The organism is Nocardia sp. MDA0666, from assembly GCF_003023875.1.
Lineage (GTDB): Bacteria > Actinomycetota > Actinomycetes > Mycobacteriales > Mycobacteriaceae > Nocardia > Nocardia aobensis.
On the sequence record NZ_PYHT01000012.1, the window covers coordinates 74,315 to 85,627 of the forward strand.

Annotated in this window: 14 protein-coding genes and 1 pseudogene; 4 read left to right on the forward strand and 11 right to left on the reverse strand. The window is 64.3% G+C overall.

The features are described from left to right. Positions 1–2: 2 nt before the first annotated feature. From C8258_RS18245 to C8258_RS18285, 10 genes and pseudogenes are all read right to left on the reverse strand, one after another. Positions 3–392 (reverse strand): HEAT repeat domain-containing protein, encoded by a 390-nt coding sequence (locus C8258_RS18245; RefSeq protein WP_158271278.1) that lies wholly within the window; start codon positions 390–392, stop codon positions 3–5. 190 nt (positions 393–582) lie between these two features. After that, positions 583–999, reverse strand: a complete 417-nt coding sequence (locus C8258_RS18250) for a hypothetical protein (protein ID WP_146161260.1) — start codon at positions 997–999, stop codon at positions 583–585. Beyond that, a complete protein-coding gene (locus tag C8258_RS18255) occupies positions 996–2,309 on the reverse strand; it encodes a polymorphic toxin type 24 domain-containing protein (RefSeq protein ID WP_106956211.1) in 1,314 nt (437 codons plus the stop codon). The genes C8258_RS18250 and C8258_RS18255 overlap by 4 nt, the downstream gene beginning before the upstream one ends. Next, the gene (locus C8258_RS18260; RefSeq protein ID WP_106956212.1) at positions 2,306–2,608 is read right to left on the reverse strand and encodes a WXG100 family type VII secretion target; all 303 of its coding nucleotides are present in this window, start codon (positions 2,606–2,608) and stop codon (positions 2,306–2,308) included. Before C8258_RS18260 ends, C8258_RS18255 begins: the two co-directional genes overlap by 4 nt. A 10-nt stretch (positions 2,609–2,618) precedes the next feature. Beyond that, positions 2,619–2,933 (reverse strand): WXG100 family type VII secretion target, encoded by a 315-nt coding sequence (locus C8258_RS18265; RefSeq protein WP_106956213.1) that lies wholly within the window; start codon positions 2,931–2,933, stop codon positions 2,619–2,621. A gap of 71 nt (positions 2,934–3,004) precedes the next feature. Further along, positions 3,005–3,160, reverse strand: a complete 156-nt coding sequence (locus C8258_RS33245) for a hypothetical protein (RefSeq protein ID WP_157170186.1) — start codon at positions 3,158–3,160, stop codon at positions 3,005–3,007. A 1-nt stretch (position 3,161) separates the two neighbouring features. After that, positions 3,162–3,611 (reverse strand): annotated as a pseudogene (locus tag C8258_RS33655) (ESX secretion-associated protein EspG); the annotation flags it as partial. 3 nt (positions 3,612–3,614) lie between these two features. Next, the gene (locus C8258_RS18275) at positions 3,615–4,922 is read right to left on the reverse strand and encodes a hypothetical protein (RefSeq protein ID WP_158271279.1); all 1,308 of its coding nucleotides are present in this window, start codon (positions 4,920–4,922) and stop codon (positions 3,615–3,617) included. 27 nt (positions 4,923–4,949) lie between these two features. Beyond that, positions 4,950–5,327 (reverse strand): hypothetical protein, encoded by a 378-nt coding sequence (locus C8258_RS18280; protein ID WP_146161261.1) that lies wholly within the window; start codon positions 5,325–5,327, stop codon positions 4,950–4,952. Between the two features lie 10 nt (positions 5,328–5,337). Next, a complete protein-coding gene (locus C8258_RS18285; RefSeq protein WP_106956217.1) occupies positions 5,338–5,907 on the reverse strand; it encodes a DUF3558 domain-containing protein in 570 nt (189 codons plus the stop codon). A gap of 262 nt (positions 5,908–6,169) precedes the next feature. On the opposite strand from C8258_RS18285, the gene C8258_RS18290 reads away from it, so the two are divergent. Genes C8258_RS18290 through C8258_RS18305 form a run of 4 tightly spaced genes read left to right on the forward strand, consistent with a single transcriptional unit; the run spans position 6,170 to position 10,009 of the window. Continuing rightward, positions 6,170–7,408, forward strand: coding sequence for a flavin-dependent oxidoreductase (locus tag C8258_RS18290; protein ID WP_106956218.1), 1,239 nt, complete (start codon positions 6,170–6,172; stop codon positions 7,406–7,408). Continuing rightward, on the forward strand, positions 7,405–7,866 hold the full coding sequence (locus tag C8258_RS18295) for a MarR family winged helix-turn-helix transcriptional regulator (protein ID WP_158271280.1): 462 nt from the start codon (positions 7,405–7,407) through the stop codon (positions 7,864–7,866). The genes C8258_RS18290 and C8258_RS18295 overlap by 4 nt, the downstream gene beginning before the upstream one ends. Beyond that, entirely contained in the window at positions 7,863–9,548 is a 1,686-nt protein-coding gene (locus C8258_RS18300; RefSeq protein ID WP_106956220.1) for a CocE/NonD family hydrolase, read from the forward strand. The genes C8258_RS18295 and C8258_RS18300 overlap by 4 nt, the downstream gene beginning before the upstream one ends. After that, positions 9,545–10,009, forward strand: coding sequence for a DUF3237 domain-containing protein (locus C8258_RS18305; protein WP_199195751.1), 465 nt, complete (start codon positions 9,545–9,547; stop codon positions 10,007–10,009). Before C8258_RS18300 ends, C8258_RS18305 begins: the two co-directional genes overlap by 4 nt. On the opposite strand, the gene C8258_RS18310 is transcribed toward C8258_RS18305, so the two are convergent. Further along, positions 10,006–11,268, reverse strand: coding sequence for a cytochrome P450 (locus tag C8258_RS18310; RefSeq protein WP_106956221.1), 1,263 nt, complete (start codon positions 11,266–11,268; stop codon positions 10,006–10,008). The two genes, C8258_RS18305 and C8258_RS18310, sit on opposite strands and share 4 nt — an antisense overlap. Between the last annotated feature and the right edge of the window lie 45 nt (positions 11,269–11,313).

An 11,313-nucleotide genomic window follows, 5' to 3' on the forward strand; every position in this document is an offset into this window, starting at 1 on the left:
AATCAATCTCGCCCCAGAAGCCGTTCGATACTGGCCAACCCGATTCGGGCGTGAGCCGTCATCGTCTCCGAGGCAATCTCCGAGGCGATATCGAGAACGGGATACTCCCCCGTGCCCTCCATGCCGTAGAGCTGATAGGCGATGTAGTCGACGTCGGCATCATCGGACCGCCGTCCAATTTCCTCGAGAACGGCCAATAGGCCGGCCACACCTCCGCGTTTCGTCAACGCGCCGGCAGCGGCCGTCTGAACCGCCACATCTCCCGCATCATGCAGCAATTCGGTCAAGCGCGCCCGCGCCACCGGCTCGTCCACCATCTCACCAAGCTTCTCGGCCGCATCGACCCGCTTCCGCCAGTGCGTGCTGTACGACAAGTCGAGCAGCGCCCGCAACGCGACTCGGGAACGGCCTCGACTGATCACCGAACCTCCTCCTACAGCGACGTGATACGCACAGCAGTCGTCGTCCCCGCTACCGGTTGAAGACGGTGATTGCGTGACGCTCAGGCGTACAGGCACCGATATGCGCTTTGCGCGCGGGTCTCGGAGCTCGTCCGCGCTGATTCCGCCGACACTTCTGCGGCTACTGCAAACCCCTCAACTGTCGCAAGTTTTCCAGTCCGATCCGTGCGTTGCTCGTCATTTTCTCTGAATCGATTGCAGCCGCCATAGTCAGGACTGGTAGTTCGCCACCGGCATCCATTTCATAGAGACGATTGGCGATGTAGTCGACATCCGGGTCGTCGGTTCGTCGACCCATTTCTGTCAGCACCGCCAGCAGGCCTGCTTCACCGCCCTGCCTGACCAAGATATCGGCTGCGTCCACCTCGACCGTTACTACGTCGTCGCCGAGCATCTCCTCGACGCGCCTACGCACGTCCTGATTATCGAGTCGCTCCGCTAGCCGGGGTAGGGCATCCAATCGAACAAACACATTGGACGACTTCGATTGCTGGATTATGTCATCCAAACGGTAATCTTTGTTTTCCGAGTTCGTCATGGTATCTCCTCCGGCAGGGCTGGCCGCACGGTGTTGGGCAGTGTTTTCGCAAAAATCTCGCCGGTCTCCGGGTTCACATTCTTCTGAACGAGAACCACATGAGGTGTCGGGATCTCTTGCTGGGTCGACTTATCCACGTGTGAGCGACCAACCAAATCGACACGCTTCGTCGCTACGCCGTCCGCATCATAGTAAGAATAGTTCGTGATGTTGCCCTGGGCATCACGCTTTACGAGGTAGCCGTTCGGAGGCCCCTTGATCACCGGTAAGTTGCCCTTCGGCCAGTCCTGCGCTCCGTCAAGTTCCTGCTTGAGCGTCGCTTTGGGAACAGCGCGACCACCACGGGCCTTGATTCGTAGGCGCTCGTACAGGTCTCGCACGGCCGTACGCGCCTTGACCAGAGCATCTTTGGACTCCTGTTTGAGTCCGGCGATCTGCAGGGCCTTGCGCCCGCGCCAAGCGGTGATGCCCTCCTTGATCTTCGTCGCCCAGTGTTTGACCGTCTCCGCGCCCTTGACCGCCGTCACCGCGCCCGCACCGAAACTGATGAGGGACAGGCCGATTGTGATGGCGGCGTCGATCGCGAGTTCTTGGACCAGGCTTTCGAGGAAGCCTTTGATTTCGTCTCGGAGTTCCTTCAGGGCGTCTTTGTAGGCACGGCAGGAATCGCGGATCTGGGTGCAGGAGGTCAGGAGGGCATCGATGTTGTCGGACAAGGCTTTCAGGTCGTCTTTGATGTGGACCGCGTCCGGCGAGGTCACATCGTCGAACAATGTGGACGCGATGGTTACCTTGTCGCGGGCGTTGGTGTTCTGATAGATCGTTCCGAGCCGGTCCCATGCGTCTGCGGCCTTCTCCAGCTTTCCGGTATCGCCGTCAGGTACGGGGATGCCGATGTGGCTGGCCATGTCGATCCCGGCGTCGACGATGCCGTGGCCCGGACCGCCCGCCGATGCGGGGACCGAGAAGGGCCCGAAGACCGGAACGGGTGGGTCCGTGGGTCGATCCGGCTGCGGCGTGCCCTTCAAGGTTGCGTCGGACTGGGCGTGGTTGAAGCCGATATCGTTGAGCGCAGTACCGTATGCGTTGAGTGTGTTGTGGACGTCCTCGAAGAAGCCGACGGCCTCCCATGCCGCCGAGTTATAGGATTGGGCCCATTTCTGCCCGTCCTGGTCTACGCCGGCCATGGAACCGCAAGTGGATAACTCGTTGAAGATGAACAGGAAGCTGTCCCGAAGCGCGGCCGCCGCATCGAAGCAATTTGTCGCGGCCTGATAGTAAGTCTTCGGATCTACGTCCAGCTTCGTCATACGCCGAGAATCTTCAGGTTGTCGGAGACTGCAGTCGTGTGCGCTTCGTGGACATGCTTGACGGCGTCCTCGAGTGTCTTCAGGCCGTGTGCGAGTTCAGCCGCACCGGACAACCATTCGCGGTGCGCCTCGCTGTAGGCGGTCGCTGCCGCACCGGTCCAATGTCCTTCGGCCTCTTTGGCTTTACCGTCGATCGCCTTCAACTGGTCGTCGATGAAGCCGGCGAATCCTCGAATTCGCGCGGCCAGACCGTCGAGCTTGTCGAGGTCCACCGAGAATCGGCGTGCGTCCGGTGTCATGCGATCCCCCTCAGGACATGTTCAAGCTGATTCCGGTGGCCGATGATTGATCCGTCGTACGGAGAGTGTCGGCGGTTACGCCGAGCTTGGATGCCAACTCGACCAGCGCATCCCACACCTCGATCGCACCCTGATGAAACTCGTCCCACCCGGCGGAGAATGCATCGGAGTTGTTACCGGTCCAGCCTTCCAACACCTCTCGCACATCTGCCTCGAGGGCTGTCAGTCCGTCGCGGCACTGATTCGCGATCCCGAGCGCCGTAACGCCCAGCGCCTTCACCTGCTCCAGGTCCGCCGAGACAGCCGGTTCGGGTGTGCTCATCATTCCCCCTCTTCGCGCAAACCTTCCAGGACAACCTACCGAAGTTCAGAAACCGTGCGTCGGCGTCCAGGCCTTCACGCATAACTTGGATCGTTGTCCTCGCGGAAGCCCTGGACCGTCGCGTCGATGAGGCGTTGCAGGTGGTTCTGGACGATGGTTGTGTCGGCGGGGTCGGCGCGCAGGTCGTGTTTGGTGTGACGGACCAGGTAGCGGCCGTCGGAGTAGTCCATGATGTGGAAATCGCGGGCCGGGGATGGCGGCGAGCAGATGGCGGGTGAGGTTTTCGGCGCGCAGGAGCGACATCCGCACGGTCCCACCGGTTTCCGGGTCGGATGAGGGTTGCTGGGTGACCAGGACCGCCTGCCGGTAGTGCACGGCCGCGTGGATGCGGACGCGATGGCGCGGATCGCCCATCTGCTCGAGATCGCCCGAACCGTTCGCCGCGGCGGCGAATCCGGCGATCTCGATGCGTGATTCGGGACCGTGGAGGATGCGCACCGCGGCTTCGGCGTTGTCGTCGATGCGGCCGGCGAGGTCGGCGGCTTCGGCTTTCCACTGGGCTTCCAGCTCGTCCGACGTCTCGGCGGTGGAGCGGAACTGTAAGGGATACGGCAGGACGTCGTGTCCGGCGGCACGCCACAGGACGGTGAAGCCGAGCGCGCTGAAAGTCCAACCTGCCATGGGCTATTCACCCAGGACCGGCGGGACGGTCTTCTGCCGTTGTTCCTCGGAGAGGCCGGTCAGTTCGTCGCCGTTGTCCCGCGACACCAATTCCTCGCTGATCTTGGACTTGTGGGTCTTCTCGTCCTCTTTCTTCGACTTGGCGCCGGGCGGCATCATGCCGGGCATACCGTTCATCCCGGCTGCCCCCTTGCCCACTCCGGTCGCCAACCCACGAGCTGTCCCTTGCCCCGGCGCGCCGGCGCCTGGCACCGATGTACCGCGACCGGGGGAATTGCCGGAGCCGCCAACGGTTCCCGCCACGCCGGGCCCGCCCGAACCGTACGGGAGCCCGGTCCGTGGGTCGATACCCGAAGGCGTTACTGCCGACGGGGTGGTCTGTGTGCCGGCCGCTGACGGGTCCCATCCAGCCGGGTTGGCGCTCGCCGCGGCGGTATTCGCGGGATTCTGCGCCGAGTTGGTCAATGTCGACGGGTCGACCGCGCTCGGTTTGGTGCCGTCACCTGTACCTTGATCGGGATTCGGCGGTTTGGGCTGATTGGTATCGCCGGGGCCGTGGCCATCGTCGGGGCCCTTCGAGGGCGGGCCTACCGGCGGAACTCCCGACGGCTTCCATCCCGTGTTGTCGTCGGGAGTATTCACGGGATTGAATGGCCGAGGCGCCAACGGCACCTGCGTATCACTCTCGCGCACGGCCGGGTAGAACACGTTGTTGATCAAGTGCTCGTTCGCCGCGTTGGCCTGAGTTTTGCGGTGGTCGTTCAGTTTCCACGTCGGCCCCGGCACCCAACCGGCGAGATCGCTGGTCCAACTCGTGTGCGGCGTCGGCTGCGCGGCAGGTTTGGTGATCTCCACCGCCGAACGAACCAGCTTCACCTTCTCGCTGACCAACTGGGCAGAGCTCACCAGATCTTTCTCCTTGTCGGTGAAACTCTTGATGCCCTCGGCTGTCTTCTGAGCCGCCGCACCCTGCCACTTCTCCTGAATGGCCTTCTGAATCTGCGGCCCGAAAGTGTTGTGCCCGTTCTCGATTTTGTTCCGCAGCCCCTCCCAGAAGTTGTGCAACGTCACCACCGTGCTGGGCTGCATCTTCTGAATGCGGTCGTACAGATTGTCGATATTCTGCGGATTCTTGTACGCGTCCTGCCCGACCTGCGGGTTCTGGTATTGCCCTCCGAATCCGCCGTTCACGATCTGGTTGATCCGGTTGCGCGCCGCGGTCGCGTCCGGGCTCTGATCGCCCTGCGCATTCGCGAAAGAGTCGGGCGGGCCGCCCCTGTGCTGCTCCCAAAGGGCAGCAACCAGCGGCACGAGTGGAAGTACCATATGCTCCCCCGGTCAGTGGTTTTCGGAGCCGGCGATGGTGCCGGCGTTCTGCTGGTCGTGGTCGACGAGGCGGTCGACGGAGTGCTTGATGGTGTCGCGGATCAACTCCAGCACCTGGATGTGCTCGTCGAAGGCGGAGTCGAAATCACCTTCGCCACCGACAGCCTTGGCGCCCAACATCTTCGCGAGTTGATCAGCAGCCGGGAAGTCACCCAGCCCAGTCACGTTGGACATCTGCAGCAACATCGCCTTGCACTCTTTGTAGACCTGCAGCTGATCCTCACAAGCCTTCAAGCAGTCGCGCGAGACCGATGGATCGAGGTCCAGCCGACCAGCTTGGGACTCGCCGGCAAGGTACTTCCAGATTGTCACTTCTTCGGTGTGTCCCATGGTCCCCCTCTCAGGACGGAAACAACGGCACGATTGCCGCAGCGGCGCTCACGGCGTGGCTGCATGGCACTTCTGTTGCGCGAGAGCTCATGTTGTAGATGGAGATCTCGAAAGTCCCCTGACTTGCGGGGAAGGCCACGTAGCAGTTCGTGCCGTTCTTGTCCGAAGCGGTTCGATACTGGAAGCCGTTTCTTCCGGCAACGGTCACTGCCTGGAAATCGATGTTATCCGGCTTCTTCTTCAGATCATCGATGGTGAAGAGCGACGACCAAACCCCGAGCGTGTAGTAGTAGTCAGGGTTGTCGTGCCAGGAGCAAAGCTTCCACCCGTCCACTGCGACACCGCCGATGTTGACGGTCCTGGTCGCTGGGTCCATCCCGACCTGTCGCAACACGCCATCCGTAACCTGCGTGCACGGGTCCCATAACCCCGCCGTCGCCACCTTCGGATCACTCGTCTCCGGCGAAGCCGTCCCCGAAGTCGACGAGGAACACCCGGCCCCCACCAACACCACCGCAGCCGCCAGCACAGCCGTAGCCGCCTTACGTATCACCGATGCCTCCCGTTGATCCCCGCGCACACGTCCTCCTGGAGTCTAGGACGCACGCGACGCCCACTCGGTTCCACTTATTGATCATCACAAGAGATAAGGAAGTCAGGCGCACAGGAGAAGTTCACGATCCACCAACCGGTCGCAGGATCAGCGGGCGAGCAGATCGCATGTGGGTCACCCGTCCGCAGTACCTCGCGGACCTCGACGTTCATGCCCGTGGCAGCCGCGCCGCACCTCGAACGACCACACCCATTGACCAGGAATAGTTTTGTTGCAAAACTATCCGCCCATGAGGATTGTGATCGTCGGCGCCGGCATCGGTGGCCTCGCCGCGGCTCTGAGCCTGCATGCGGCCGGGTTCCGGGATGTCGCTGTGTACGAGCGCGCCGATGTGTTGCGGCCACTCGGCGTGGGGATCAATCTGCTTCCGCATGCCGTGCGTGAGCTGACCGAACTCGGCCTGGGCGAGCGGTTGGCCGCGCTGAGCGTGGTGCCGCGAAAACTGGTCTATTACAACCGGTTCGGACAAGAGATTTGGTGTGAGCCGCGCGGTCTCGAAGCCGGATACCGCTGGCCGCAGCTGTCGGTGCATCGCGGCACGCTGCAGAGGGAATTGCTCGAGGCCGTGAACGAAAGACTCGGCGCGCAGACCGTCCGCACCGGACATCGCTTACTCATCGCGAACACCGACGGTCGTGCCCACTTCGCCACGGCGACAGGCGAATTGACGGTCGACGCCGATCTCGTCATCGGCGCCGACGGCATCCATTCGGCCCTACGCCACCAGCATCAGCCGGACGAGGGCCCACCCGTCTGGAACGGACTGACGCTGTGGCGCGGGACAGCGAAGCTTCCCGGTTTCCTCGACGGTCGCACGATGATCATGGCCGGTGATGCCGAGCAGAAGTTCGTGGCGTATCCGATCCGCGACGCGATCAATGTCATCGCCGAGCGCCGGACAGTCGGATTCGGCGGGCAGAATGCCGACTGGAATCGCGCAGTCGCACCGGCGCAGATAGTGGATCTGTTCCGAGACTGGCGCTTCCCGTGGCTGGACGTACCCGAATTACTCGGTGCCGCAGACGAAATCCTCGAATATCCGATGGTCGACCGCGACCCGCTCGACCGCTGGACATACGGGCGGACCACCCTGCTCGGCGACGCGGCACATCCGATGTACCCGAACGGTTCGAACGGTGCGTCACAAGCCATCCTCGATGCCCGAACCCTCGCGTTCCACCTGGCCACCGCGCGCACTCCCGACGGGGCTCTCGCCGCCTATGAGCAGGATCGACGCCCCGCCACGACAGCCCTGGTGCACAGCAACCGCAAGCAGGGTCCCGAGCAAGTCATGGTTCTCGCCCACGAACGCGCGCCGAACGGGTTCGCGCACATCCACGACGTCATCTCACCGAAAGAGTTGGCCGCCATCGCCACCGGCTACAAAAAGGCCGCCGGATTCGATCGCGACACGCTCAACAACCGGCCGTCGCTGACCCCACCGTCCAGCGAGGGGCACGTCTCGTGACCGATCTCGATCCCGCCCGGCTGGCATCGGTCATCTCACCGCTGCGCCGGAGCTTGCTCTCCGCCGCCCGTGCCGCCGAACATCTCCCGGATATCCCGGATGCGCAGATCGAAATCGTGCGCGCCCTGCCGCCCGGCACCGTCAGCACCTCGAGCGAATTGGCCGGACGACTCGGGCTGAGCCGTCCCACGGTCAGCAATCTGCTCACCGCGATGGAGGCGAGCGGCTTGGTCGAACGCCGCCCCCGGCCCGGCGACCGCCGCCACGTCGAAATCGCGACGACCTCGCGGGCCCACAATCTGTTCGCTCGCTTCGACCAGGCAAGCGGCGCTCTCATCAACGCCGCGGCGGCGACTCTCGATCCCGAGGACCGCGCCGCCCTGGCCACCGCCCTCCCCGCGCTCGAACGCCTGCGCGAGGCTCTCCAACGACTCCAGACCACGGAGGAAACCGAATGAGCAGGCCCCGCCAGCGCCTTTCGCGGTGGATTCAAACGCGGATCATCAAGGGACTGGTTCCCGGTCCGCACGACATCGCCGTCCGCAAGAACCTGCGCGTCCCGATGGACGACGGTGTCGAGCTGCTCGCCGATCTGATCACGCCGATCGGCAACTCCGATCCGAGGCTGCCCACGATCGTGATCCGTGGCCCGTACGGGCGTAGCGGACCCGTCGCCGGCCATGCCCGCGCCCTGGCCCGCGAGGGTTTTCCGGTGCTGTTCCAGAGCTGCCGCGGAACCTGGGGTTCCCGCGGTGTGTTCACCCCGCAGATCGACGAGCAGCGCGACGGTATCGCGACCCATCGCTGGGTTCGCGAACAAGACTGGTGCACAGGGCCGGTGGTCACCTTCGGACCCAGCTATATGGGCTTCACCCAGTGGGCGGTGGCGGGAAAGCTGCAGAAGGAAAATCCGGACATCGCGCCCGATGCCCTCTGCCTGGTCGTGACGATGCCCGATTTCGGTGCCATCACCTGGGACAACGCGGCCTTCGCGCTGCGCAACGCACTCGGCTGGACGCAGATGATGGATCGGATGATCCACCGCGAGCTGCTCGCCCTGGTGCTGGGTCAGTTGCGTCCGGATCGCAAGCTGCGCAAGGCATTCGACGTGCTCCCGCTGTCCGGCGGCGATGTGGCCGCGAACGGTCGCACGGTGCACTGGTACCAGGACTGGGTCGGTCACGAGCGGCTCACCGACGAGTATTGGACCCAGCAGTCGCATACCGCCTCGGTCCCCGACGTCACGGCGCCGGTGTACATGATCACCGGCTGGTACGACATCTTCCTGCCGTGGCAGCTGCGCAACTACGCACAGCTCGCCGAAGCGGGACGACCACCGCGCCTCACTGTCGGCCCGTGGGGCCATCTCACCCGAGATATGGGCGCACCGACGGTCGCCGAGACGGTGGAATTCCTGAAGGAGCATTTCGCCGATGCTCCGAGCAAGCGGGTAGCACCGGTGCGCGCCTATCTCACCGGCGCCGAACAATGGCACGACCTGCAAACCTGGCCACCGTCGGGCACAGCGAGCGAAACGCTGTACCTGCACGCCGCACGCGAGCTCGGCCCGGATCGCCCGGAAGGCGGCATCACCAGCTACGTCTACGACCCCGCCGATCCCACACCCGCCGTCGGCGGCCCCAGCTTGGGTCCGACCTCGAGCCCGGTCGACAACGCCGCACATGAGCGTCGCGCCGACGTCACCGTATTCCGTGGCGAGCCGCTCACCACCTCGGTCACGGTCGCCGGAGAACCGGTGGCGCGCATCAGCTTTCGATCGTCGCAACCGAGCGCCGACATCTTCGTCCGGATCTGCGATCTCCACCCGGACGGGCGGTCGATGACCGTGTGCGACGGTATCCGCCGCATCGGCAGCATCGCCACGACCGAGACGGACCCGGCGCCGGACGCGGACGGTTTCCGGGATGTCGAGGTGCGGCTGTGGCCCACCTTCCACCGGTTCGCGGCCGGCCATCGCATCAGCGTGCAGATCAGTTCCGGCGCCCACCCGCGATACGCCCGCAATCCCGGATCCGGCGAGCCGGCCGCCACCGCAGCCACCATTCATCCTGCGACGCAAGAGATTTCACATGGCACAGTGTCTCCGTCGCGGTTCGAACTGCCGGTGTGGTCATCGTGAGCGCCCCGGCACTGCCCGGCTTGGAGGTGGCGTTCCGAGTGGAGGCACGCCTGGGCGCGCCGGAGGACCACGGCGTGACCCGCGCCGGCCACCGCCGCGTCGTACCGATCGTCGGCGGCCGGGTCAGCGGCCTGTTCGACGCCGACATCCTTCCCGGCGGTGCGGACTGGCAAGTGATCCGCCCCGACGGCGCCATCGAGATCGACACCCGTTACTCGGCGCGCACCGCGGACGGCGCCCACATCTACCTCCGGACCTCCGGCATCCGCAGCGGAGCGCCGGAGGTGCTGAAGGCGTTGCTGCGGGGAGACCCGGTCGATCCGTCGGACTACTATTTCCGCCTGGTCGTGCGGTTGGAGACGTCGAATCCGCGGCTCGCGGAACTGGAACGGTCCCTCTTCGTGGCATCGGCGATTCGGGAAGCGACCACGGTCCGCTACACCGCCTACCGCCTCACCTAGACCAGATGCAGCCGAGGTGACGGCGGGAACGTGACCGGCAGTGCCGTCATCGAGCGATGGAACGGCCCAGGCCGCCAACTGATCTCACTCGGATCGACAGCGAGGCGGATTTCCGGCAGCGCGTCGAGCAGCTGATCGATCGCATCCTGTACCACCAGATACGCCACCGAACGGGCCGGACACGCATGCGGGCCCGCACCCCAGGCCAGATGCGAGCGGTTACCGGTACGGTCGCCGCCCGCGATCTCGGGATCGTTATTGCACGCAGCCAGACTGATAATGACCGGTTGATTGGCAGGCAGCCAGGTGGTGTCGATCAGAATCGGCTGGCGAGGATAGGTCATGCAGAAGTTGGCCAGCGGCGGATCGGTGAACAGCACCTCGTCGAGCGCATCGCGCGTCGACAGGCTGCCCGCGAGGATGTCGCCGCCGAAACGCTCGTCGGTGATCATCAGCAACAGGGTGTTGGAAATCAGATTCTGCTGCGGCTCGATGCCCCCGCCGTAGAAAACGATCAGGTTGCGAACCATCTCCTCGTCGTTGAGCTTGGCCGGATGGTGGGCCAGATGTGAGGTGACATCGTCGGCGGGCGCGGCGCGGCGCAGCTGCACCTGCTCCATCAGCGCCTGACTCATATGGTCCATCCCCCATGCGGCGTTCACCGTGTCGAAGATCGCAGCCATCCCGGTGGCCACGCGCCGGCCCAGGTCCGCCGAACAGCCGACCATACGGTTCAGCACCTCGAAAGCCAGCGGAAATGCGTATTGCGACACCAGATCCGCCGAACCCGACTCGCAGAACTCGTTGATCAGCGGGATGGCGATCTTCTCGACGGTGGTGTGCAGTTCATGCAGGTCGACCCGTTCGAAAGCTGCCGTGAACGCCTGCCGATACCGCGCATGCGCACTGCCCGCACTGCGGATCACGTTCGGATACCACTCCATGATCGGCCGCACCGGACAATCCGCGGGAACGGTTCGCTCCCACGCCCGGGGGTCGGCCGGGAAATGGTCGGGATCGTTGAGGATCTGCAACGCGGTGTGATAGCCGATGACCAGCGTCGCCGGCACGCCGGGCGCCAGCTCGATCGGCACGATGGAGCCGTAGCGTCGGCGCATCGCCTCATAGGCGCTGTGGGGGTCGGCGACGAATGCCGGTGTGTCCAGCACGATTCGGGGGCCGTCGGTGTCGAAGGGGGTGCCGGCCTGATGAACAGGGCAGCCGGGGGCCGCAGGCAGGTCGGAAGGTGGGGTTGACAAAGGGGGTGACTCCAGAGAATGAACCAACAAGCGCCGCAGGGGATT

Excerpts from the sequence above, each read along its gene's own strand:
- C8258_RS18250 (WP_146161260.1), bottom strand. The coding sequence starts at position 999 with ATGACGAACTCGGAAAACAAAGATTACCGTTTGGATGACATAATCCAG.
- C8258_RS18255 (WP_106956211.1), bottom strand. The coding sequence starts at position 2,309 with ATGACGAAGCTGGACGTAGATCCGAAGACTTACTATCAGGCCGCGACA.
- C8258_RS18260 (WP_106956212.1), bottom strand. The coding sequence starts at position 2,608 with ATGACACCGGACGCACGCCGATTCTCGGTGGACCTCGACAAGCTCGAC.
- C8258_RS18265 (WP_106956213.1), bottom strand. The coding sequence starts at position 2,933 with ATGATGAGCACACCCGAACCGGCTGTCTCGGCGGACCTGGAGCAGGTG.
- C8258_RS33245 (WP_157170186.1), bottom strand. The coding sequence starts at position 3,160 with ATGGACTACTCCGACGGCCGCTACCTGGTCCGTCACACCAAACACGAC.
- C8258_RS18280 (WP_146161261.1), bottom strand. The coding sequence starts at position 5,327 with ATGGGACACACCGAAGAAGTGACAATCTGGAAGTACCTTGCCGGCGAG.
- C8258_RS18290 (WP_106956218.1), top strand. The coding sequence starts at position 6,170 with ATGAGGATTGTGATCGTCGGCGCCGGCATCGGTGGCCTCGCCGCGGCT.
- C8258_RS18300 (WP_106956220.1), top strand. The coding sequence starts at position 7,863 with ATGAGCAGGCCCCGCCAGCGCCTTTCGCGGTGGATTCAAACGCGGATC.